The organism is Citrobacter sp. S55_ASV_140, assembly GCF_018919505.1.
In the GTDB taxonomy this organism is placed as follows: Bacteria; Pseudomonadota; Gammaproteobacteria; order Enterobacterales; family Enterobacteriaceae; genus Citrobacter; species Citrobacter werkmanii.
Window position 1 is genome coordinate 26,036 of record NZ_JAHLQZ010000010.1, and the last position, 22,765, is coordinate 48,800.

At 52.7% G+C, this 22,765-nt stretch carries 19 protein-coding genes; 9 read left to right on the plus strand and 10 right to left on the minus strand.

Annotated features, from left to right (window positions below; all coding sequences use genetic code 11):
- Positions 1 to 66 precede the first annotated feature (66 nt).
- On the minus strand, positions 67 to 519 hold the full coding sequence (gene matP, locus KQJ18_RS03410; RefSeq protein WP_042314187.1) for a macrodomain Ter protein MatP: 453 nt from the start codon (positions 517 to 519) through the stop codon (positions 67 to 69).
- A 185-nt stretch (positions 520 to 704) separates the two neighbouring features.
- On the opposite strand from matP, the gene KQJ18_RS03415 reads away from it, so the two are divergent.
- Complete coding sequence (locus tag KQJ18_RS03415; protein ID WP_216421413.1) at positions 705 to 2,465, plus strand: Lon protease family protein; 1,761 nt, start codon at positions 705 to 707, stop codon at positions 2,463 to 2,465.
- Positions 2,466 to 2,533: 68 nt separating this feature from the next.
- Entirely contained in the window at positions 2,534 to 3,052 is a 519-nt protein-coding gene (gene fabA, locus KQJ18_RS03420) for a bifunctional 3-hydroxydecanoyl-ACP dehydratase/trans-2-decenoyl-ACP isomerase (RefSeq protein WP_003035875.1), read from the plus strand.
- Between the two features lie 114 nt (positions 3,053 to 3,166).
- Here fabA and rmf read toward each other — a convergent pair whose 3' ends face one another.
- The 6 genes from rmf to rlmKL all read right to left on the minus strand — a co-directional run bounded on the left by rmf (position 3,167) and on the right by rlmKL (position 11,092).
- On the minus strand, positions 3,167 to 3,334 hold the full coding sequence (gene rmf, locus KQJ18_RS03425; RefSeq protein WP_071888121.1) for a ribosome modulation factor: 168 nt from the start codon (positions 3,332 to 3,334) through the stop codon (positions 3,167 to 3,169).
- A gap of 255 nt (positions 3,335 to 3,589) precedes the next feature.
- A complete protein-coding gene (pqiC, locus tag KQJ18_RS03430; RefSeq protein ID WP_087857546.1) occupies positions 3,590 to 4,153 on the minus strand; it encodes a membrane integrity-associated transporter subunit PqiC in 564 nt (187 codons plus the stop codon).
- A complete protein-coding gene (gene pqiB, locus KQJ18_RS03435; RefSeq protein WP_038639416.1) occupies positions 4,150 to 5,790 on the minus strand; it encodes an intermembrane transport protein PqiB in 1,641 nt (546 codons plus the stop codon). Before pqiB ends, pqiC begins: the two co-directional genes overlap by 4 nt.
- Positions 5,791 to 5,794: 4 nt before the next feature.
- A complete protein-coding gene (pqiA, locus tag KQJ18_RS03440; protein ID WP_038639412.1) occupies positions 5,795 to 7,048 on the minus strand; it encodes a membrane integrity-associated transporter subunit PqiA in 1,254 nt (417 codons plus the stop codon).
- A gap of 15 nt (positions 7,049 to 7,063) precedes the next feature.
- Positions 7,064 to 8,971, minus strand: coding sequence for an ABC transporter ATP-binding protein (locus tag KQJ18_RS03445; RefSeq protein ID WP_121528844.1), 1,908 nt, complete (start codon positions 8,969 to 8,971; stop codon positions 7,064 to 7,066).
- A 12-nt stretch (positions 8,972 to 8,983) separates the two neighbouring features.
- Positions 8,984 to 11,092, minus strand: coding sequence for a bifunctional 23S rRNA (guanine(2069)-N(7))-methyltransferase RlmK/23S rRNA (guanine(2445)-N(2))-methyltransferase RlmL (rlmKL, locus tag KQJ18_RS03450; protein ID WP_087857548.1), 2,109 nt, complete (start codon positions 11,090 to 11,092; stop codon positions 8,984 to 8,986).
- Between the two features lie 98 nt (positions 11,093 to 11,190).
- On the opposite strand from rlmKL, the gene KQJ18_RS03455 reads away from it, so the two are divergent.
- Entirely contained in the window at positions 11,191 to 12,297 is a 1,107-nt protein-coding gene (locus KQJ18_RS03455) for a YcbX family protein (RefSeq protein WP_216421415.1), read from the plus strand.
- Here the strand turns inward: KQJ18_RS03455 and zapC are convergent.
- Together zapC and pyrD are read right to left on the minus strand one after the other, a co-directional pair.
- A complete protein-coding gene (gene zapC, locus KQJ18_RS03460; protein ID WP_038639397.1) occupies positions 12,294 to 12,836 on the minus strand; it encodes a cell division protein ZapC in 543 nt (180 codons plus the stop codon). The genes KQJ18_RS03455 and zapC overlap by 4 nt on opposite strands.
- Positions 12,837 to 13,001: 165 nt before the next feature.
- Positions 13,002 to 14,012 carry a quinone-dependent dihydroorotate dehydrogenase gene (pyrD, locus tag KQJ18_RS03465; RefSeq protein ID WP_038639394.1) on the minus strand — a complete coding sequence of 337 codons (1,011 nt, stop codon included), beginning with the start codon at positions 14,010 to 14,012 and terminating at the stop codon, positions 13,002 to 13,004.
- A 242-nt stretch (positions 14,013 to 14,254) separates the two neighbouring features.
- Between pyrD and ssuE the strand changes: the two genes are divergently transcribed.
- From ssuE to ssuB, 5 genes are read left to right on the plus strand one after another with little or no spacing between them, the layout of a single operon-like run.
- Positions 14,255 to 14,830, plus strand: coding sequence for an NADPH-dependent FMN reductase (gene ssuE, locus KQJ18_RS03470; RefSeq protein WP_061381850.1), 576 nt, complete (start codon positions 14,255 to 14,257; stop codon positions 14,828 to 14,830).
- Positions 14,823 to 15,797 (plus strand): sulfonate ABC transporter substrate-binding protein, encoded by a 975-nt coding sequence (locus tag KQJ18_RS03475; RefSeq protein WP_087857549.1) that lies wholly within the window; start codon positions 14,823 to 14,825, stop codon positions 15,795 to 15,797. The genes ssuE and KQJ18_RS03475 overlap by 8 nt, the downstream gene beginning before the upstream one ends.
- The gene (gene ssuD, locus KQJ18_RS03480) at positions 15,794 to 16,939 is read left to right on the plus strand and encodes an FMNH2-dependent alkanesulfonate monooxygenase (protein WP_038639379.1); all 1,146 of its coding nucleotides are present in this window, start codon (positions 15,794 to 15,796) and stop codon (positions 16,937 to 16,939) included. The genes KQJ18_RS03475 and ssuD overlap by 4 nt, the downstream gene beginning before the upstream one ends.
- 11 nt (positions 16,940 to 16,950) lie before the next feature.
- Positions 16,951 to 17,742 (plus strand): aliphatic sulfonate ABC transporter permease SsuC, encoded by a 792-nt coding sequence (gene ssuC, locus KQJ18_RS03485; protein WP_038639375.1) that lies wholly within the window; start codon positions 16,951 to 16,953, stop codon positions 17,740 to 17,742.
- Positions 17,739 to 18,506 carry an aliphatic sulfonates ABC transporter ATP-binding protein gene (gene ssuB / locus KQJ18_RS03490; protein ID WP_085048604.1) on the plus strand — a complete coding sequence of 256 codons (768 nt, stop codon included), beginning with the start codon at positions 17,739 to 17,741 and terminating at the stop codon, positions 18,504 to 18,506. The genes ssuC and ssuB overlap by 4 nt, the downstream gene beginning before the upstream one ends.
- 71 nt (positions 18,507 to 18,577) lie before the next feature.
- On the opposite strand, the gene pepN is transcribed toward ssuB, so the two are convergent.
- Complete coding sequence (pepN, locus tag KQJ18_RS03495) at positions 18,578 to 21,190, minus strand: aminopeptidase N (RefSeq protein ID WP_204525868.1); 2,613 nt, start codon at positions 21,188 to 21,190, stop codon at positions 18,578 to 18,580.
- Positions 21,191 to 21,456: 266 nt separating this feature from the next.
- Here pepN and pncB point away from each other — a divergent pair, with 266 nt between their 5' ends.
- Positions 21,457 to 22,659 (plus strand): nicotinate phosphoribosyltransferase, encoded by a 1,203-nt coding sequence (pncB, locus tag KQJ18_RS03500; RefSeq protein ID WP_069323257.1) that lies wholly within the window; start codon positions 21,457 to 21,459, stop codon positions 22,657 to 22,659.
- The last annotated feature ends 106 nt before the right edge of the window (positions 22,660 to 22,765 follow it).

Genomic DNA, 22,765 nt, shown 5'->3' on the forward strand with positions numbered 1-22,765 from the left:
GGGTTTTTTTTCATCTGTGTTTTAATCAAAGCACACTACTACGTCACCCATTAAACCACCCTGCCACTACTCTTTTCCCAGCAGTGCCTGTAAATCCTGTTTTAAGGTTGACATTTTATTCGCGTACTTCTCTTTATGCTCCGCATCTTCAATCAGTTGCACAATGGTTTCAGAAAGCGTTTTACCGCGCCGCTGGGCAAGGCCTGCTAAGCGTTGCCACACCATGAATTCCAGATCGATAGATTTCTTTCGTGTATGCTGATGCTCAGCATTAAAATGCCGCTTGCGCCTCGCCCGTATGGTCTGTTTCATACGATTGAGTAGCGCAGGGTTCATGTGTTCTTCAATCCAGGTATTGACCCGAACCGGTTCATTTTCGAGGGTTAGCAATAAATCAACGGCTTCTTTGGCAGCGCTGGCCTCTACGTAACGGGTTATTAATTCCCCCTCACGATGCTTCTTCACCAGGTACTTCCACTTCCAGCCGCTTTCAAGATTTTCAAGTTGTTGATATTTCATTGCGATCTCAATGTTACCGTGTAACTCTTATCAGAATATCAGCTTTTTGAGCAACTGAAGAAAAGAATATCCAGCCTGTGAACTGCCGCGCGTCATCACTTCCGTTTCGCGGTGCTTTCCAGGTGTGTAGTGATGAGGGTTACGGTATAATCTCGTTTTTAACAACAGACTAAAAAACATCAACTTTGACCATTACGAAACTTGCATGGCGTGATCTGGTTCCTGATACCGACAGTTATCAGGAAGTATTTGCACAGCCGCACGTCACTGACGACACCGATACCTTACTTAGTGATACTCAGCCACGTTTACAATTCGCGCTAGAGCAGCTTCTGCAGCACTGGACGACGTCCTCGTTCATGCTGGTAAAAGCACCGGAAGAGCTTGAATACCTTAACCTTATTGCAACTGCTGCACATACACTGCACACGGACGCAGGACTCCTGACTGGGGGTCATTATGATATCTCTGGTCACACTATCCGCTATCGTACAGCAGAAAAAGCAGAAGACAATTTTGCGACGCTAACTCAGGTGGTCAACGCTGACTGGGTTGAAGCCGAGCAACTATTTGGCTGCCTGCGTCAGTTCAATGGCGATATTTCCCTGCAACCAGGTCTGGTGCATCAGGCGAATGGTGGGGTGTTGGTTATCTCATTACGCACTCTGCTGGCCCAACCGCTGTTGTGGATGCGCCTGAAAGCCATTGTCAGCCACGAGCGCTTTGACTGGGTAGCTTTTGATGAGTCTCGCCCATTGCCTGTTTCCGTTCCGCCGATGCCGCTTAAACTAAAAGTGATTTTAGTCGGGGAGCGTGAATCACTGGCAGATTTTCAGGACATGGAGCCAGAACTGGCTGAGCAGGCCATCTACAGCGAATTTGAAGACAACCTGCAGATAGTCGATGCCGAAACCATGACACAGTGGTGCCAGTGGGTAACGCATACCGCCACGCGCAACAATTTGCCCTACCCCGCGCCTGATGCCTGGCAGGTTCTAATCCGCGAAGCTGTGCGCTATACCGGCGAACAGGATACGTTGCCGCTTAACCCCTTGTGGATCATCCGACAGTTCAAAGAAGTGGCCTCGCTATGCGAGAGCGAAACCTGCACAGCGGAACAGTTCAGCCTGATGCTGGCGCAGCGCGAATGGCGGGAAGGATTCCTGGCCGAACGTATGCAGGATGAGATCCTGCAAGAGCAAATCCTTATCGAAACGGAAGGCGAGCGAATTGGTCAGATCAACGCCCTGTCGGTCATTGAGTTTCCGGGTCATCCTCGCGCGTTTGGAGAACCATCACGTATCAGCTGCGTGGTGCATATTGGCGATGGCGAATTCACAGATATTGAGCGCAAAGCCGAGCTGGGAGGAAATATTCATGCCAAGGGGATGATGATTATGCAGGCGTTCCTGATGTCTGAACTCCAGCTTGAGCAGCAAATTCCCTTCTCGGCCTCGCTGACCTTTGAACAATCATACAGCGAAGTTGATGGTGACAGCGCGTCCATGGCGGAATTGTGCGCATTGATTAGCGCCCTCGCTGACGTCCCTGTGAATCAAAGCATCGCCATTACGGGTTCTGTCGATCAATTTGGTCGGGCGCAACCTGTCGGCGGTCTTAACGAGAAAATTGAAGGTTTCTTCGCCATCTGCCAGCAGCGTGAGCTGACAGGTACTCAGGGCGTTATCATTCCATCAGCTAATGTCAGACACCTGAGCCTGCAACCGGCACTGCTACAGGCCATAGAAGAAGAAAAATTCACTATCTGGGCGGTGGACGACGTAACCGATGCATTGCCGCTATTACTAAATCTGGTGTGGGATGGCGAAGGCCAGACAACGCTGATGCAAACCATCCAGGAACGTATTGCGACAGCAACGCAACAGGAAGGCCGTCACCGTTTTCCATGGCCGCTACGTTGGCTGAACTGGATTATTCCGAACTGATCGGACTTGTTCAGCGTACACGTGTTAGCTATCCTGCGTGCTTCAATAAAATAAGGCTTACAGAGAACATGGTAGATAAACGCGAATCCTATACAAAAGAAGACCTTCTTGCCTCTGGTCGCGGTGAGCTGTTTGGCGCAAAAGGCCCGCAACTGCCTGCACCAAGCATGCTGATGATGGACCGTGTCATTAAGATGACCGAAACCGGTGGCAACTTTGACAAAGGTTATGTTGAAGCTGAACTGGATATTAACCCGGACCTGTGGTTCTTCGGATGCCACTTCATCGGCGATCCGGTAATGCCAGGCTGCCTGGGTCTGGATGCCATGTGGCAACTGGTTGGATTCTATCTCGGCTGGCTGGGCGGCGAAGGTAAAGGCCGCGCGCTGGGCGTAGGCGAAGTGAAATTCACCGGTCAGGTTCTGCCGACTGCGAAGAAAGTCACTTACCGCATTCACTTCAAACGCATCGTTAATCGTCGCCTGATCATGGGCCTGGCTGATGGCGAAGTGCTGGTTGATGGTCGTCTGATCTACACCGCAAACGATCTGAAAGTGGGTCTTTTCCAGGACACTTCCGCGTTCTAATCGCAGAGATCAGGCGTTGCGTCGTTGTCGGATGACAGCGTAAGCGCCTTATCCGGTCTGCAAAAAGGCGAAACCTCCGCTCTGCGGAGGTTTCTTTTATCTAAAGAGACAGAATCAGGCCATTAAAACCCTATCCCCCATGGCTTCTCGCCAGCCTCCCAGCCAGTATGATCTCTGATTCAGCGCCTGATAGGGACACATTTCTTTTGAGCGTCCGGCAATGCCGGCCTGATATCCACGTTGATGTGCCCGTTCCAGGCGATCTCGTTTTTGTCTCTTCATGCCTCGTTTCCCTCATCTTTAGTTCTGGTGGAAAAGAAAACAGTGATTACTAAGTGTGCAATCACACTAAACGAATACCCCTAAACATCAGGCTCGTCAATGCGCAAAATTCACGCCAGTGTCATATTTGTGAGCTACCCGCGAAATCATTTGTACAAAAAAAATCAGACAGAACAGTTATCTCCGCGGCTAAAAAATAAAAAAAACCGCCCCGGGCGGTGAACCAGGGGCGGCATAATTTACAATTATTTAAGCTTAAGGGATGCGTTTCAGCTCTTGAGCTATGGCCGTCGCTTCCTGACTCCAGGCGTTGGCGAGAACCTTCACCATCTCATCGTAGCCGTCCCTGGTCTGCACTGCCTCGATGTGGAACGGACGCTTGATCAACTGCCCCTGGTGATTCAGTAACCATTCTCCGCTCACGATAACCTTCCCATCGTACCTACCGTGGAAGCCGGTCACAGTGACGTTCAGCGTGTCCTGTGTGCTTCCCAGCGGCTGCGAAGCGACAACCCAGCCAGGTAATTGCATACTGAGGTTCGTCACCAGCGTATTGCGCAATTGCTGATCTAAAGGACTGGCCCAGAGATTATTATTCGCTATCACATATTGCACATCGCTGGTCTGGTAAACCACTCCATTACCCGCCAGATAGTCCGGCACCGCAATCTGCTCAACCCACAGCAGCCGGTTACCCTGGTTGGCGGAGCTTTGGACGCCCCCTTGCGCGATAGGAAGCTGGTAATAGCTTTTATTTTCTCCGCTGGAGCTGCATGACGTCAGCCAGACCGCCATCATCACCACTAGCCACTTTTTCATTGTTTCGCCCTCTTCGGCTCTGGATCTTTTTTGTCCTTCGCTTCAAATACCAGCGCATTGCTCTTATCGTTCAACGTTTTCAGTACCGGTTGCAGTTCGCGCAGTACCTGATCAAGACGCTGCATATCCGCCACCATCTTGTTGTAGGCTGCCGAACCCGGCTGGAAGCCCTGCATGCTACGATTAAGTTCACGCAACGTATTTTGCATATCCGCCGGAAGATCCTGCATTGACTGGCTGGATGTGATCTTATTCATATTATCCAGCGTGGTTTGCAGATGCTTCATCGTACGCTGGCTTTCTGACAACGTATTGGTCGCCTGCTCAATCATCGGGTTCAACGGCAGATTATTAATCTTATCCAGCGCTTCCATCAGGCGCTGCTGGATCTGCGCTAAACCGCCACTCACCGTCGGGATAATCTGATAACCATTAAATTCTCGTACACCGCTAATCGGTGGTTCTTTCGGGTAGAAGTCGAGATCGACATACAGCGCGCCGGTCACCAGATTCCCGGTTTTCAGCGATGCGCGTAATCCGCGTTTGAGCAATTGCTCCAGATGAGCGCCAACATCAGTGTCCTCGCCCAGCTGTGCTTTCAGGCGCTCAGGCTCGATGCGTACCAACACCGGAATGCGGTAATCATTGTTAAATACCTGACGCATGTTCGGTGAGAAGAAAGGTACTTTACTCACCGTCCCCAGACGAATGCCGCGGAATTCCAGTGGCGCGCCTGGCTGCAGGCCACGAATCGAATCCTTAAAGAACATCAGGTAGTCAATATGATCGGTATACAGGGAATCCTGAATACTTTTTTGATCGTCATAAAGATTAAACGCGGACTGTTGCCCAACCGGCTCACCTTGTTCTAAACCTTCTGGCACATCAAAACTTACGCCACCGCCAAACAGCGTGGAGAGCGATCCCATTTCCACACGCATACCTGCGGAGGTAAGATCCACGGCGATCCCACTGTCTTTCCAGAAACGCACATTGCTGGTCACCAGACGATCGTTAGGCGCATTAATGAAAAGCTGGTAGCTGATAGTACGCTTTTGCGCATCGAAGGTGCTGGTCTCAACCGATCCCACACGATATCCACGGAACAATACCGGATCGCCCGGGCTTAACTGCCCGGCTTTTTTACTGTCCAGTATCACGCGGATCCCTTTCGCATCTGGCGGTGCCAGCGGCGGTGAGTCCAGTAGTTGGTAATTTTCCAGCTTATTCCCTTTATTGCCGGGCTGCAGTTCAATATATGCCCCGGACAATAGCGTGCCCAGACCGCTGATACCTTCACGACCAACCTGCGGCTTCACCACCCAAAAAACAGAGTCTTTATGCAGCAGCTTTTCCATTCCGGAGTTAAGACGAGCTTTAATCTCCACATGGGTCAAATCATCCGTCAGAGTCGCGCTCTCGACGATGCCGACATCCACGCTGCGGCTTTTAATCGTCGTTTTGCCGCCTTCAATCCCTTCGGCATTGGTGGTAATCAGCGTGACTTCCGGCCCCTGATGGCTGTAATGATAAAACAGGACCCACGCGCCAATAAGCGCAGTAACGATCGGGAATATCCACACGGGCGACCAGTTTTTCACCTTCTGCACTTTGGCTTCCCCACTTTTAGATTCCATGCTGTCAGGACTCCTCATGATCTGGTTCTGGTTCACGGTCCCACGACAGACGCGGATCAAATGTCATCGCAGAAAACATTGTCATAATGACGACTAAAGCAAACATCAAAGCACCCATTGCAGGATAAATGTTCATTAACCCTCCCATGCGCACCAGCGCAGAGAGTACCGCAATCACAAAAACGTCGATCATTGACCAGCGACCGACAAATTCCACCACTTCATAAATCAAGTGCATACGTTCACTGTCACGTTTGCCGTGCCCCTTGGCATCCCAACATAGCCAGGCAATGGCAATCATTTTCAACGTCGGCACCATAATACTGGCGATAAAGATAACCGCCGCCACCGGATAAGAGCCCTCGCTCCAAATCAAAACCACGCCTTCAAGAATCGTTGACGGCAACTTGGATCCGAGCAAATCGGTAATCATGATCGGCAGGATGTTGGCAGGAAGATAAAGCATGATTGACGTGAACAATAACGCCATCGTCCATTGCAGACTGTTTTTGCGACGCACGTAGCCTTTCGTCTCGCAGCGCGGGCACACCCGTTCGTCAGCGGGAAGAATAGCGGTGCAGCAGGAACAAGAACGCAACCCCTGCCGGATGCCGGGCACGCCAGGCTTTAATTCCTGGTTAATGACAGGCATTGGCGCAATATCATCCCACAGCCAACGGCGGTCAACGCACTGAAACGCCCGTAGCTGTAGTACACAAAAGAAGCACCATGGGATGAAACTGCTGCCCACGCCGATATCACCATAAGCCATCAGCTTAACGAAACTGACCAGCACTCCGGCGAGGAAGATTTCCGCCATCCCCCAGCTTTTCAACTGGAACAGGACGCGCGCAAGCCTGGCCTTTAGCCAGCCAGGCATTTCGGCACGGTTCACCAGCAGCAGAATAGTCAGTAAACAAAACGCGGGAACCAACTGGACGAATAATAAAAAAAACGTGCCGAGGCTGGCGTAATCTTCAGAGAAGAGCACGCTGGGGATTTCCAGCAACGTCACTTCGCTGCTTACCCCTGCGACGTTCATATTCACAAAAGGGAAGAGGTTTGATAAAAGCAGCATGAACAGCGCTGCTAAAACATAGGCAGTAGGACGCTGCCTCGGCGCGTCCCACTCAACCGTTAACGTAGTGCCACATCGTGGACATGCCGCTTTCTGACCATGCTCAAGGCGCGGTAACGCCACCAGCATGTCACACTGCGAACACAAAATATGCTTCGCGGCATGGTGATGTTCGCACATATGTGCTCCTTTAAATTATGCGCCATTCTTCAAAGATTCAAGATACTCCCAGCGCTCAAAGGCTTGCTCAAGTTCTTGTTCCGCTTCGTTCAGATTAGCTAAAACTTGTTGCGTTTGCTCGTGCGGCTGACTGAAAAAAGCGGCGTCAGCAACCTGAGCTTGTAATGTTTCCAGCTTAGCTTCCAGTTCTTCAAGCAATGCGGGGAGCTGCTCCAGTTCGCGCTGCAGTTTATAGCTTAGTTTGCTCGTGCCACGTTTGACAATTTCTGCTTTAGGAGCAACAGCTTCCTCTGTTTTTTTCACAACGGGCTGTTTAAACGCCACATGCTGCGATTGCTGGCTGCGCGCGTCATGGTAACCGCCGACATAACGACCAATTTTACCACCGCCTTCGAAGATCCAACATTCCGTAACGGTATTATCCACAAACTGACGGTCGTGGCTCACCAGCAGTACGGTGCCCTGATAGCTGTCAATCAGCTCTTCAAGCAGTTCCAGCGTTTCGACGTCAAGATCGTTCGTTGGTTCATCGAGAATTAAAAGATTACTGGGTTTCAGGAACAAACGCGCCAGCAACAGACGATTTCGTTCCCCACCGGAGAGCGCGCGTACTGGCGTCATCGCCCGTTTCGGGTGGAACAGGAAGTCCTGCAGGTAGCCCAGCACATGGCGGGGTTTACCGTTGACCATCACCTCTTGTTTACCTTCGGCCAGATTGTCCATCACGGTTTTATCCGGATCCAGTTCAGCCCGGTGCTGATCGAAATAAGCCACTTCCAGCTTGGTCCCAACATGAATACGTCCACTGTCAGCCTGCAGTTGGCCTAGCATCAGTTTGAGCAGCGTCGTCTTGCCGCAACCGTTAGGGCCAATTAACGCAATTTTGTCGCTGCGCTGCACCTGTGCAGAGAAATCTTTTACCAGTTGCTTACCATCAACCTGATAATCCACATTCTCCATTTCGAAGACAATCTTGCCCGAACGGCTCGCCTCTTCAACCTGCATCTTCGCCGTGCCCATCACTTCGCGACGTTCCCCGCGCTCGCGACGCATCGCTTTCAGGGCGCGCACACGGCCTTCGTTACGGGTACGACGCGCTTTGATACCCTGGCGGATCCAAACCTCTTCCTGCGCCAGCTTGCGATCAAACTCCGCGTTTTGTAACTCTTCAACCCGCAGCGCTTCTTCTTTCTCCAGCAGATACTGATCGTAGTTCCCCGGATAGGTCACCAGTTTGCCGCGGTCAAGATCAACAATACGCGTCGCCATGTTGCGAATAAATGAACGGTCGTGGGAAATGAAAATGATTGTCCCGTTGAAGGATTTCAGGAACCCTTCCAGCCAGTCGATTGTTTCAATGTCCAGATGGTTCGTCGGTTCATCGAGCAGCAATACGCGCGGATTACTCACCAACGCGCGGCCCAGCGCCGCTTTACGCAGCCAACCACCAGACAGCGACGAAAGCGCGGCGTTAGGATCCAGCCCCAGTTGCGCCAACACTTCATTAATGCGACTTTCGAGCTGCCACAGATTGTGGTGATCGAGCATTTCCTGAACCCGCGCCATCTCATTCAGATTTCTGTCGCTGGGATCGGTCATGACAAGGCGCGAAATATCATGATACCGCTTCAGGTATTCAGCCTGTTCCTCAATACCTTCGGCAACGAAGTCATACACGCTGCCCTCGACGTTACGCGGCGGATCCTGTTGCAGACGCGCGACGACCAGATCCTGCTCATAAATAATACGCCCGTCGTCAAGACCCTGTTCACGGTTCAGGATCTTCATCAGCGTCGATTTGCCCGCGCCGTTACGGCCTACCAGACAGACGCGTTCGTTATCCTCGATATGCAGTTCCGCATTATCAAGAAGGGGCGCATCGCTGAACGACAGCCATGCACCATGCATACTGATCAATGACATTTACTTATCCTTTCAGGCTGCGGTAATCAGCCAGCAATTGTGGATCTGACGGTTACGGGCAAAGTCCTGGGAAAGCGTTTTTTGGGTAATTTCTTGTGCTTTCAATCCCAGCTCAGCCAGACCCTCGAGATCCATACGGAATCCACGTTTGTTGTTGGAGAACATGATCGTCCCGTCTTTACGTAACAGACGTTTCAGATCTTTCATCAGCGCCAGATGATCGCGCTGCACATCAAACGAATCTTCCATGCGTTTAGAGTTAGAGAACGTTGGCGGATCGATGAAAATCAGATCGAACTGTTCATTGGCATCGCGCAGCCAGCCCAGACAATCAGCCTGAATTAAACGGTGAGCGCGACCACTCAGGCCATTCAGACGCAGGTTGCGTTCCGCCCATTCCAGGTAGGTACGCGACATATCAACCGTCGTGGTGCTCCGCGCGCCGCCCAGTCCGGCATGAACGCTGGCGCTACCGGTGTAGGAGAACAGATTGAGGAAATCCTTACCTTTACTCATCTGACCCAGCATGCGACGCGCAATGCGGTGATCGAGGAACAAACCGGTATCAAGATAGTCAGTCAGGTTCACCCACAGACGTGCGTTGTACTCGCTTACCTCAATGAATTCACCCTTCTCATTCATCTTCTGATACTGGTTCTTGCCTTTTTGACGTTCACGGGTTTTCAGCACCAGTTTATTCGGGGCAATCTCAAGTACCGAGAGCGTAGCGGCAATGATGTCGAACAGGCGTTGACGCGCTTTCTGCGCATCGACCGTTTTCGGCGGCGCGTATTCCTGCACCACGACCCAGTCACCGTAGCGATCTACCGCCACGTTGTATTCCGGCAGGTCGGCATCGTACAGGCGATAGCATTCAATACCTTCCTGACGCGCCCATTTTTCCAGCTTCTTAAGATTCTTACGCAGGCGGTTGGCATAATCTTCCGCGACCGTGACAGGCTTACTGTCGGCGGTGGTTTCTGCAACGTGATAGTTCTTCTGCACGCAATCCAGCGGACCATTTTTCGCTTTAAATTGCTTATCAGCACGTAATTGCAGGCTGCTGAGCAAATCCGGCGAGGCGCTAAACAGGGACAGATTCCAGCCGCCAAACTGGTTTTTCATTGTGCGCCCCAGCAGGCTGTGCAGGGCAATCAGCGCCGGTTCGCTATCCAGACGTTCGCCGTACGGCGGGTTGCTGATAACCGTCCCGTACGGTCCTTTCGGTAACGGGTTGCTCAGTTTGGCGACATCTTTAACTTCAAACGTCATCAGATCGGCAATGCCGGCGCGACGGGCGTTACTGCGTGCTTTTTCAATTACGCGAGCATCGCTGTCAGATCCATAAAAGTGCGAGGTGTAGTCTGCGAGACCCTTACGCGCGCGCACCTGCGCTTCGGCTTTAACCTCTTGCCACACAGCGTCATCGTGCTGCGCCCAACCACTAAAGCCCCAATAACCACGGTGCAGACCAGGCGCACGATCGGTTGCCCACATCGCGGCTTCAATCAGCAGTGTACCGGAGCCACACATCGGATCGAGTAACGGCGTGCCCGGTTGCCAACCTGAACGCATCACAATGGCGGCAGCCAGCGTTTCTTTAATCGGCGCCTGACCTGCGCGATCGCGATACCCACGCTGATGCAGGCCATCACCGCTCAGATCGAGCGCAATACTGGCGGTATCTTTATTCAGCCACACGTTAATACGCAGATCCGGAGATTCACGATCCACATTCGGACGCGGCAGATTTTTACGGGTAAAGGCGTCGACAATCGCATCCTTTACCTTCAGCGCCCCGTACTGACTATTACGAATGGTTTCGTTCAGGCCGCTAAAATGCACCGCAAATGTAGCGCCCGGATTAAATATCTCTGTCCAGTCGATTGCCTGAACACCGAGGTACAGATCAAGATCGCTGTAGACCTTGCACTCTCCCATCGGCAGGATAATGCGCGAGGCCAGGCGGCTCCACATCAGGCTCTGGTAAACAAGCCGCGTGTCGCCCTTAAAATGGACCCCACCCTGAACGACCTGACACTCCAGCGCGCCAAGGTTTTCCAGTTCAGTTTTTAACAGCTCTTCCAGCCCGCGGGCCGTACTGGCAAACAGAGAATTCATAATGTCACTTTTACTCCGAGAAAATTGCTGCGCATTATAGCTAATATGGGCGGTATGTCATAAAGTTGAAGGCTTATTTTCGCTCGAGGGGCTGTACAGTGGTCACGTTAACCCGACTTTTTATTCATCCGGTTAAATCAATGCGCGGTATTGGGCTTACCCACGCTCTGGCAGACGTTAGTGGTCTCGCCTTTGATCGCATATTTATGATTACCGAACCCGACGGGACGTTCATTACCGCCCGACAGTTCCCACAGATGGTGCGTTTTACCCCTTCCCCTTTCCACGATGGATTGCATCTTACGGCGCCAGACGGTAGCAGCGCGCTTGTGCGATTTGCCGACTTCGCCCTGCAGGATGCGCCGACGGAAGTGTGGGGCAACCATTTTACCGCGCGTATTGCGCCAGCGGCTATCAACCAGTGGCTGAGCGGTTTTTTCTCCCGTGACGTGCAGCTTCGCTGGGTTGGTCCGCAGCTGACGCGCCGAGTGAAGCGCCGCGATGATGTTCCGTTATCCTTTGCCGATGGTTATCCCTACCTTTTAACTAACGAAGCGTCATTGCGCGATTTGCAGCAGCGCTGCCCGGCAAGCGTAAAAATGGAGCAGTTTCGCCCCAATCTGGTGGTTTCAGGCGCTGCCGCCTGGGAAGAAGATACCTGGAAAGTGATCCGCATTGGCGAGGTTATTTTTGACGTGGCTAAACCTTGTAGCCGCTGCATTTTCACCACCGTCAGCCCTGAAAAAGGTCAGAAGCATCCGTCCGGCGAACCGCTGACCACGCTGCAAAGCTTTCGCACTGCGACGGATAACGGCGATGTCGATTTTGGTCAGAATCTCATTGCGCGTAACAGTGGCGTGATTCGCGTCGGCGACGAGGTTGAAATTCTGTCCACCGGTCCGGCCAGAGTATATGGCGCGGCAGAAACCGATGATACTGCCCCGGTGCAACAACCCGATGCCACGGTGCTTATCGAGTGGCAGGGACAGACCTTTCGCGGAAATAATCAGCAGGTATTGCTTGAACAGCTGGAAAACCAGGGTATCCGGGTTCCCTACTCATGTCGGGCGGGAATTTGCGGATGCTGTCGAATTCGGTTGGTAGAAGGCGAAGTGAGCCCGCTGAAAAAATCAGCGATGGGAGATGACGGGACAATTCTGTGCTGCAGTTGTGTGCCCAAAACGGCAATCAGGCTGGAAAGTTAAACCGCCTGCTCAAGGCTGAAACTGTCAACCATTGTCTGCGGTTTCAGTCTGTCATTCATGATTTTAATTGCGTCGCCAAGCTGCATGGTGCGTCCGGCAATCACCACGCCCGGTTGCGCCAGCAGACAAAGCGCGGCGTTTTCACCCGGCTCAACCACTAACAGGTTTACCTGTTCATCGGTATCGCTTAAATCGACACAGGCAGCGTCCCCTGGCACTGGCGTCCAGTTAATGCCGTGGGCGACAAAGTGCCAACTTTTTGGCATCTGCGGCTTAAGATAACGAATAGCCACCAGCGCATTGAGCACCAGTTCCGCTTTTTGTTCTTTCGCTAAATCCAGGTAGCGGCATTTTTCTTCAAAGGAAAAATAAAGCGCGGCGTCATCAACGCAAAATCCGGAAGGAGTAAAGGCATCAGGCGTGAGCATTTTACGAGCAAAACGCGAACGGAATAACATACCATTGGCTAAATCGAGCATCATACGATCGTGCTCTTCATCATAATACCAGCGCCAGTTATCGTCGGGTTTAATTCGCATCAGTTTCTCTCCTTTCCTTAATCATCGCCGTTACGACAGTATCCTTTTGCCGCTTCGTTTATTGCCCTAATAATAAAAGCTCAGAATGTTTAAATAAGCAACAGTAAAGGAATATAAAACAACCAGGGCTAGAAATAAAGCCCTGGATTGTGATTAAGGTAGCATTCAGATATTGGTGACGATTTCTTTAATCAACGGCGGGCCTTTAAAAATAAAGCCCGAATAAATCTGTACGAGGGTTGCGCCGGCGGCTATTTTCTCGCGCGCGGCAATCACCGAGTCAATACCGCCAACGCCAATAATTGGCAACTGACCATTTAATTCCTGAGACAACTGGCGAATAATTTCTGTACTTTTTAATTGTAACGGACGACCGCTCAGTCCCCCCATTTGATCGCAATTTTTCATTCCCTGTACGAGAGAACGATCGAGAGTGGTGTTAGTTGCAATTACACCATCAATATTATGCCGAACTAAACTGTCGGCAACCTGGATCAGTTCTTCGACGGAAAGATCCGGCGCGATCTTTACGGCCACCGGAACATATTTATGGTGGATCGCTTGCAGATCGTTTTGCTTATTTTTAATTGCCGTCAGCAGATCATCCAGCGCTTCACCGTATTGCAGCGTGCGTAATCCCGGCGTATTCGGTGAAGAGATATTAATCGCGATATAACCGGCATAAGCATAGACTTTTTCCATACAAATCAGATAGTCATCTTTGCCGTTTTCTACCGGAGTATCTTTATTCTTACCAATATTAATGCCGAGAATGCCGTCAAAATGTGATTTCTTAACGTTCTCTACCAGGTTATCAACACCCAGGTTATTGAATCCCATGCGGTTGATCAAACCTTCCGCATCCACCAGACGGAACAGACGTGGTTTATCGTTCCCGGGCTGAGGACGTGGCGTCACGGTACCAATTTCAATTGAACCGAATCCCATCGCACCGAGCGCATCAATGCACTCCCCGTCTTTATCCAGTCCGGCAGCAAGCCCGAGCGGATTTTTAAACGTCAGCCCCATACAGGTAACCGGTTTTGCGGGTACTTTCTGGCGGACAAGCGCTTCGAGCGGCGTGCCGGTAATGCGACGTAACTGCTGGAATGTCAATTCATGAGCGCGCTCAGGATCGAGCTGGAAAAGGGCTTTACGAACGAAGGGGTAGTACATGAACTCTCCTGGATTCCCGGTGTGCAAACCGGGGGCGTATTATGTGCGATCGCGAGCAAAAAGGGAATTGACCTGCGGCAATAAATAGCAATCGTTTTCCTGCTTCTGCCGTTTTATTCATTTTTCAACTTTTCTATCCCGTATAAATCATTTCGATAAACAAAATCTCTCTGCCAGACTGCACGAATTGTTATCAATGTTAAATAAAAGCGAACAATTAGTTATAAGGGGAGATTGAAATTATGCGCGTCATTACTCTGGCGGGAAGTCCACGCTTCCCCTCTCGCTCCAGCGCCTTACTGGAATACGCCCGGGAAAAACTGAACGGCCAGGATGTCGAAGTCTGTCACTGGAATCTGCACAACTTTGCCCCAGAAGACCTGATCTATGCGCGCTTCGACAGCCCGGCGCTGAAAACCTTTGTCGAACAACTGCACGACGCCGACGGATTGATTGTGGCAACGCCGGTCTACAAAGCAGCTTACTCCGGAGCGTTGAAAACGTTGCTCGATCTGCTTCCCGAACGCGCACTGGAAGGAAAAGTGGTTTTGCCGCTGGCAACAGGCGGTACCGTTGCGCATTTACTGGCCGTTGATTACGCGCTTAAGCCGGTGCTGAGCGCGTTAAAAGCCCAGGAAATCCTGCACGGTGTTTTTGCTGATGATTCACAGGTCATTGATTATCAGCATAAACCGCAGTTTACGCCCAACCTGCAACTGCGTCTGGACAATGCGCTCGACACCTTTTGGCTGGCGTTGCATCGTCGTGATGTCCAACTTCCTCAATTGAATGCTCTGCGAGGTGCCGCCCATGCTTAATCTGCTCAAGCGTCACACGCCGTGGTTGGCGTTGACCGGATTGCTGTCACTTTCAACGCTCGTCCATGCCGCAGAGTCTGCACCAGACGCGCTGCGCATAGGTTACCAGAAAGGAAGCGTCAGTATGGTGCTGGCAAAAAGCCATCAGTTACTGGAGAAACGCTACCCACAGACCAAAATCTCGTGGATTGAGTTTCCGGCAGGGCCGCAAATGCTGGAAGCACTCAATATTGGCAGTATCGATCTCGGCAGTACCGGTGACATTCCACCGATTTTCGCCCAAGCCGCCGGAGCCGATCTGGTTTACGTTGGCGTCGAGCCGCCCAAACCAAAAGCCGAAGTGATTCTGGTGCCCAAAAACAGCCCGATCCAGAGCGTTGCGCAGCTCAAAGGGCATAAAGTCGCCTTCCAGAAAGGTTCCAGCGCCCACAATTTACTGCTGCGAGCCTTACAACAGGCCGGGCTGAAATTTACCGATATTCAACCAACATATCTGACACCCGCAGATGCCAGAGCAGCCTTCCAGCAAGGTAACGTTGATGCGTGGGCTATCTGGGATCCTTACTATTCCGCCGCGTTGCTGCAAGGTGATGTGCGCGTGTTGAAAGACGGCTCAGATCTCAAACAGACCGGCTCCTTTTATCTCGCCGCGCGTCCTTATGCCGAGAAAAATGGCGCGTTTGTTCTTGGCGTGCTGGATACCTTTAGCCAGGCTGATGCGTTAACCCTCAGCCAGCGCCAGCAAAGTATTACCCTGCTGGCCAAAACCATGGGGCTGCCAGAGCCGGTGATTGCGTCTTATCTTGATCACCGGCCGCCAACGACCATCTCACCCGTCAGCGCCTCGGTTGCCGCCCTGCAACAACAAACCGCCGATCTGTTTTATGACAATCGTCTGGTGCCGAAAAAAATCGATATTCGCCAGCGTATCTGGCAACCCACTCAGCAGACAGGAGCAAAATTATGAGTCTGAACATGTTCTGGTTTTTACCCACCCACGGGGATGGCCACTATCTGGGGACGGAAGAAGGCTCGCGTCCGGTCGATCACAGTTATCTGCAGCAAATCGCGCAGGCTGCCGATCGCCTGGGATTTACCGGCGTTTTGATCCCAACCGGTCGCTCCTGTGAAGATGCCTGGCTGGTAGCCGCCTCCATGATCCCTGTTACTCAGCGGCTCAAGTTTTTGGTCGCGCTGCGTCCAAGCGTAACCTCGCCAACGGTTGCCGCACGCCAGGCTGCAACGCTCGACAGACTCTCTAACGGTCGGGCGCTGTTTAACCTGGTGACCGGCAGCGATCCGCAGGAACTGGCTGGCGACGGCGTGTTTCTTGATCACACCGAGCGCTATGAAGCTTCTGCTGAATTCACCCAGATCTGGCGTCGGCTGTTACAGGGAGAAACGGTGGATTTCAACGGCAAACATATGCACGTCCGCGGCGCGAAGCTGTTTTTTCCTCCCGTACAGCAACCCTGGCCGCCACTTTATTTCGGCGGTTCTTCCGATGTCGCGCAAGACCTGGCTGCCGAGCAGGTTGATCTCTATCTGACCTGGGGCGAACCGCCTGAACAGGTGAAAGAGAAGATTGAGCAAGTGCGAGCCAAAGCAGCAGCGCTTGGACGCAAGATCCGCTTTGGTATTCGTTTGCATGTGATCGTGCGGGAGACGACGGATGAGGCGTGGCAGGCAGCGGAGCGTCTGATTTCGCATCTTGATGACGACACGATTGCCAAAGCCCAGGCCGCCTTCTCAAGAACGGATTCGGTTGGCCAACAGCGGATGGCCGCGCTGCACAACGGTAAACGCGACAAACTGGAAATAAGCCCGAACCTGTGGGCAGGCGTTGGGCTGGTGCGTGGCGGCGCCGGAACCGCGCTGGTCGGCGACGGCCCGACCGTCGCAGCGCGCATAAACGAGTACGCCGCGCTGGGTATCGACAGCTTTGTGCTGTCGGGGTATCCGCATCTGGAAGAGGCGTACAAAGTTGGCGAGCTACTGTTCCCGCATCTGGATGTTTCGATACCTGAAATTCCACAGCCACAGCGTCTGCACCAACAAGGCGAAGCGGTGGCTAACGAATTTATTCCCCGTAAGGTCGCGCAAAGCTAAGGAGCACGCTGATGACAACACCGAAAAACAGGTGGCTATTGCGCCTCGCACCCTGGTTTTTGCCGGTAGGTCTGGTGGCGCTCTGGCAGATAGCCTCGTCAATGGGCTGGCTATCCACCCGCATCCTGCCCTCCCCGGAAGGCGTTGTCGAAGCCTTCTGGACACTTTCCGCCAGCGGCGAGCTTTGGCAGCATCTGGCGATCAGTTCCTGGCGGGCGCTGATCGGATTCTCGATCGGTGGATCGTTGGGTTTGACGCTGGGACTCATCAGCGGTCTTTCACGCTGGGGGGAACGCCTGCTGGATACGTCGATACAGATGCTGCGCAACGTTCCCCATCTGGCGCTGATCCCGCTGGTGATTTTGTGGTTCGGCATTGATGAATCGGCGAAGATCTTTCTCGTCGCCTTGGGCACACTGTTCCCGATTTACATCAACACCTGGCACGGGATCCGCAATATCGATCGCGGCCTGGTGGAGATGGCGCGCAGCTATGGGTTGTCCGGCTTTTCACTGTTTATCCATGTGATCCTGCCCGGTGCCCTGCCCTCGATTATGGTTGGCGTACGTTTTGCTCTCGGACTGATGTGGCTGACGTTGATCGTTGCGGAAACCATTTCCGCCAATGCCGGCATTGGTTATCTGGCGATGAATGCCCGAGAATTTCTGCAAACCGACGTGGTGGTAGTGGCCATCATTCTCTACGCCCTGCTCGGCAAACTTGCCGATGTCAGCGCCCAACTGCTGGAGCGAGTCTGGCTGCGCTGGAACCCGGCTTACCATGTGAAGGAGGCTACTGTATGAATACCGCTCGCTTGAATCAGGGTACGCCGCTTTTGCTGAGCGCCGTGACCAAACAATACGCCGCCAATACAGTGCTGAATCAATTAGATCTGCATATTCCGGCAGGGCAATTTGTTGCCGTAGTGGGCCGCAGTGGCGGTGGCAAAAGCACCTTGCTGCGCCTGCTGGCTGGGCTGGAATCGCCCACTTCAGGCGCATTACTTGCCGGAACTACCCCGCTGGCAGAGATTCAGGATGATACGCGCATGATGTTTCAGGATGCGCGCCTGCTGCCATGGAAAACGGTTATCGATAACGTTGGTCTGGGGCTGAAAGGTCAATGGCGCGATGCGGCCCGTAATGCGCTGGCCGCTGTTGGCCTCGAAAACCGGGCACAGGAGTGGCCTGCCGCCCTGTCTGGCGGCCAAAAACAGCGCGTGGCCCTGGCGCGGGCATTAATTCACCGCCCTGGCCTGCTGTTACTGGATGAACCGCTCGGCGCGCTGGATGCGTTAACCCGTCTTGAGATGCAGGATCTGATCGTCTCGCTATGGCAGGACCACGGCTTTACGGTGCTGCTGGTGACGCACGATGTCAGTGAGGCCGTCGCGATGGCAGACCGCGTGCTGTTGATCGAAGAGGGTAAAATCGGGCTGGATCTGACGGTGGATATTCAGCGCCCCCGCCGTTTGGGATCGGTGCGGTTAGCCGAGCTGGAAGCGGAAGTGTTGAACCGGGTGATGAAACGCGGCGAAAATGAAGTTCAGCTACGCAAGCAGGGTTAAAAACGCCGGATGGCGCTACTGCTTATCCGGCCTACGCGTGAATGGTAGGCCGGATCCATCCGGCAATATTATCAGGCTAACGCTTTGTCAATCTTCTCGAACAGATCGCCGGAGAGATTCTCGAGGCCTTTCAACTGTTCCAGCGCCGCACGCATCTTCGCCTGACGTTTGGCATCATAGCGTTTCAAACGAATCAACGGCTCAATCAGACGTGACGCCACCTGCGGATTGCGGCTGTTCAGCTCAGTCAGCATATCGACCAGGAACTGATAGCCGCTGCCATCTTCCGCATGGAAAGCCGCCGGGTTGCTGCCCGCAAAAGCACCAATCAGGGAACGAATACGGTTCGGGTTACTCATACTGAAGGAACGATGCTCCAGCAGACCGCGTACCGTTTCCAGCACGTTTCTCGCCGGGCTGGTGGATTGCAGGATAAACCATTTATCCATTACCAGACCGTCATGATGCCATTTATCGTCATACTCCTGCATCAATGCGTCACGGCATGGCAGTTGCGCCGCCACCGCAGCGGACAGCGCCGCCAGGGCGTCAGTCATATTGTTCGCTTCGCGGTACTGCTTGCTAACCAACGTGTCAGCCAGATGGGTTTCGCCAAAGGCCAGGAAGCGCAGGCAGGCATTGCGCAGCGTACGCTTACCAATATCAGCATGCTCAACGCGGTACTCGTCAAGATGATTAGCGTTATAGATAGCGAGGAATTCATCCGCCAGCTCAGCCGCCAGCGTGCGGGTCAATGCTTCGCGAACTTCCGTTATCGCGACCGGATCGATGATATCGAACAGTTCGGCGATTTCATTTACCGAAGGCAACGTCAGGATCTCTGCCGCCAGCGCCGGATCGATTTTCTCATCGAGCAAAATCGCGCGGAAAGCATCGGCCACATGTACCGGCAGCGACAACGGCTGACCCTGCTGATGACGGGCAACGTTGAGCTTAATATAGGTCGCCAGCAGACTTTGCGCCGCATCCCAACGAGAGAAATCGTTACGCGCATGACGCATCAGGAAGGTCAGTTGCTGATCGCTCCATTTGTATTCCAGTTTTACCGGTGCGGAGAATTCGCACAGCAGTGCCGGAACCGGCTGGAAGTAGACGTTATCAAAGACAAACGTCTGTTCTGCCTGGGTCACGTTGAGCACAGCATTCACCGGATGCCCGCCTTTTTGTAGCGGGATCACTTTCCCTTCGTTGTCATACAACTCGAGGGCGAAAGGAATATGCAGCGGTTGTTTCTCGGCCTGATCCGGCGTGGCTGGCGTACGCTGGCTGATAGTCAGCGTGTATTGTTCCGTTGACGGATTGTAGTCATCACGCACGGTCAGAATCGGCGTACCGGACTGACTGTACCAGCGGCGGAAATGAGAGAGATCGACATTGGACGCATCTTCCATCGCCTGCACGAAATCATCACAGGTAGCAGCGCTGCCGTCATGACGCTCAAAGTACAGCTGCATCCCTTTCTGGAAGTTAGTCTCCCCCAGCAGAGTGTGGATCATACGAATGACTTCAGCGCCCTTTTCATACACGGTCAGGGTATAGAAGTTGTTCATTTCGATGACCATATCCGGGCGGATAGGGTGCGCCATCGGGCTGGCGTCTTCGGCAAACTGCAGGCCGCGCATGGTACGTACATTGCTGATACGGTTTACCGCGCGTGAGCCGAGATCGGAACTGAACTCCTGATCGCGGAACACGGTTAAACCTTCTTTCAGGCTCAACTGGAACCAGTCGCGACAGGTCACACGGTTGCCGGTCCAGTTATGGAAATATTCGTGACCAATAACGCGTTCAATATCGAGATAGTCTTTGTCGGTGGCCGTATCGGTGCGGGCCAGCACATATTTGGAGTTAAAGATGTTCAGACCTTTATTCTCCATCGCGCCCATATTGAAGAAGTCGACGGCGACAATCATATAGATGTCGAGGTCATACTCGAGGCCGAAACGCTCCTCATCCCATTTCATGGAGTTTTTCAGCGAGGTCATTGCCCACGGCGCACGGTCCAGATTGCCGCGATCGACATACAGTTCCAGCGCCACTTCACGTCCTGAGCGGGTGGTAAAGGTGTCACGCAGGACGTCGAAATCACCGGCTACCAGCGCAAACAGATAGCACGGTTTCGGGAACGGATCCTGCCACTGCACCCAGTGACGACCGTTTTCCAGTTCACCCTGCGCCACGCGGTTGCCGTTAGAGAGCAGGAACGGATATTGGGTTTTATCGGCGATAATTTTGGTGGTAAAACGCGCCAGAACATCGGGTCTGTCGAGATACCAGGTAATATGGCGGAACCCTTCTGCCTCACACTGGGTGCACAGCGCATCGCCAGACTTATACAGTCCTTCCAGCGCGGTATTGGCCGCCGGGCTAATTTCATTCACGATACGCAGCGTAAAACGTTCCGGCAGTTGACTGATGACCAGAGCGCCCTCTTCTTCTTTATACTCTGTCCACAGCTCGTCGTTCACGTGGATTGACACCAGGGTCAGATCTTCGCCATCCAGGCGCAGCGGCGCACTGGACGCACCATGACGGACAGCCTGGCTCACGGCGGTGACCACGGTTTTTTCAGCATCCAGGTCAAAGGTCAAGTCAATATCAGTAATCTGGTAATCCGGCGCACGATAGTCGTGACGGTATTTGGCTTGTGGCTGTTGTGTCATAAAAAAACCTTTAGCATCTTTGGTAGAGTCTCGGCTTCAGTCTATTCCTGTTGCGTAAATCGCGCTACGCAGAATGTTCATCTTTTCAGGCACAAACACCCTTTTTGCTACATTTTCATAACACGCGGCACGAATTGCCCTCGACCAGAAAGACAGCTTATGGTGTGATCGGGGTTCAATAAATCGCTAAACAGGGTATACTCCAGCGGTTTTCTTAGTTGTTTATTGTACTAAACGCTCCCGTGAGAGGATGCTACTGCGCACCTATGACACAATTCGCTTCTCCTGTTCTGCACTCGCTGCTGGATACAGACGCTTATAAGTTGCATATGCAGCAAGCCGTTTTTCACCACTACTATGATGTACAAGTAGCGGCTGAATTTCGTTGCCGTGGCGATGACCTGCTCGGTATTTATGCCGATGCTATTCGTGAGCAGGTGAATGCCATGCAGCACCTGCGACTGCAGGAGGACGAGTACCAGTGGCTCTCCGGCCTGCCTTTCTTTAAAGCTGATTACCTCGCCTGGTTACGTGATTTCCGCTATAACCCGGAACAGGTGTGCGTCACCAACGATAACGGCAAGCTGAACATCCGCTTAACCGGTCCATGGCGTGAAGTGATCATGTGGGAAGTCCCGCTGCTGGCGGTTATCAGCGAACTGGTGCACCGTTACCGTTCGCCCGAATCAGGCGTCCCACAGGCACTCCATGAGCTGGAAAGCAAACTAGTCGAATTCTCTGCTTTAACGAAAGATGTCGATATGTCCCGCTTCCATCTGATGGATTTCGGTACGCGCCGCCGTTTTTCACGCGAAGTACAGCAGGCCATTGTTAAACGCCTGCAGCAAGAATCCTGGTTTGTCGGCACCAGCAACTACGATCTCGCCCGTCGTCTGTCATTAACCCCGATGGGTACGCAAGCGCATGAGTGGTTCCAGGCTCATCAGCAAATCAGCCCGGAGCTTGCCACCAGCCAGCGCGTTGCGCTGGCCGCATGGTTAAATGAGTATCCTGACCAACTCGGGATTGCGCTGACGGACTGCATCACCATGGATGCGTTTTTACGCGACTTTGGCGTTGAATTTGCGACCCGTTACCAAGGCTTACGTCACGACTCTGGCGATCCGGTTGAATGGGGTGAAAAAGCCATTGCCCACTATGAAAAACTGGGGATTGATCCGCTGAGCAAAACGCTGGTGTTCTCCGATAACCTCGATCTGAAAAAAGCGATTGAGCTCTACCGCCACTTCTCTTCTCGCGTACAGTTGAGTTTTGGCATTGGTACACGGCTAACGTGTGATATTCCGCAGGTTAAGCCGCTCAATATTGTTATCAAGCTGGTGGAATGTAACGGCAAACCGGTAGCGAAGTTATCTGATAGCCCCGGTAAAACCATCTGCCACGATAAAGCGTTTGTTCGTGCGTTGCGCAAAGCTTTCGATTTGCCGCATATTAAAAAAGCCAGTTAATCTTCACAGGGAGCCACATCGGCTCCCTTTTCGCGTTTATTTCCGAAATCTTTCACTCCAGCAACGAATTCTGCTTGTCTGATTGCAGATGCCAGGTAACATAGGT

Coding starts and splice junctions, on each gene's coding strand:
- matP (WP_042314187.1), bottom strand. CDS start 519: ATGAAATATCAACAACTTGAAAATCTTGAAAGCGGCTGGAAGTGGAAG.
- fabA (WP_003035875.1), top strand. CDS start 2,534: ATGGTAGATAAACGCGAATCCTATACAAAAGAAGACCTTCTTGCCTCT.
- rmf (WP_071888121.1), bottom strand. CDS start 3,334: ATGAAGAGACAAAAACGAGATCGCCTGGAACGGGCACATCAACGTGGA.
- pqiC (WP_087857546.1), bottom strand. CDS start 4,153: ATGAAAAAGTGGCTAGTGGTGATGATGGCGGTCTGGCTGACGTCATGC.
- pqiB (WP_038639416.1), bottom strand. CDS start 5,790: ATGGAATCTAAAAGTGGGGAAGCCAAAGTGCAGAAGGTGAAAAACTGG.
- pqiA (WP_038639412.1), bottom strand. CDS start 7,048: ATGTGCGAACATCACCATGCCGCGAAGCATATTTTGTGTTCGCAGTGT.
- KQJ18_RS03445 (WP_121528844.1), bottom strand. CDS start 8,971: ATGTCATTGATCAGTATGCATGGTGCATGGCTGTCGTTCAGCGATGCG.
- rlmKL (WP_087857548.1), bottom strand. CDS start 11,092: ATGAATTCTCTGTTTGCCAGTACGGCCCGCGGGCTGGAAGAGCTGTTA.
- zapC (WP_038639397.1), bottom strand. CDS start 12,836: ATGCGAATTAAACCCGACGATAACTGGCGCTGGTATTATGATGAAGAG.
- pyrD (WP_038639394.1), bottom strand. CDS start 14,012: ATGTACTACCCCTTCGTTCGTAAAGCCCTTTTCCAGCTCGATCCTGAG.
- ssuE (WP_061381850.1), top strand. CDS start 14,255: ATGCGCGTCATTACTCTGGCGGGAAGTCCACGCTTCCCCTCTCGCTCC.
- KQJ18_RS03475 (WP_087857549.1), top strand. CDS start 14,823: ATGCTTAATCTGCTCAAGCGTCACACGCCGTGGTTGGCGTTGACCGGA.
- ssuD (WP_038639379.1), top strand. CDS start 15,794: ATGAGTCTGAACATGTTCTGGTTTTTACCCACCCACGGGGATGGCCAC.
- ssuC (WP_038639375.1), top strand. CDS start 16,951: ATGACAACACCGAAAAACAGGTGGCTATTGCGCCTCGCACCCTGGTTT.
- ssuB (WP_085048604.1), top strand. CDS start 17,739: ATGAATACCGCTCGCTTGAATCAGGGTACGCCGCTTTTGCTGAGCGCC.
- pepN (WP_204525868.1), bottom strand. CDS start 21,190: ATGACACAACAGCCACAAGCCAAATACCGTCACGACTATCGTGCGCCG.
- pncB (WP_069323257.1), top strand. CDS start 21,457: ATGACACAATTCGCTTCTCCTGTTCTGCACTCGCTGCTGGATACAGAC.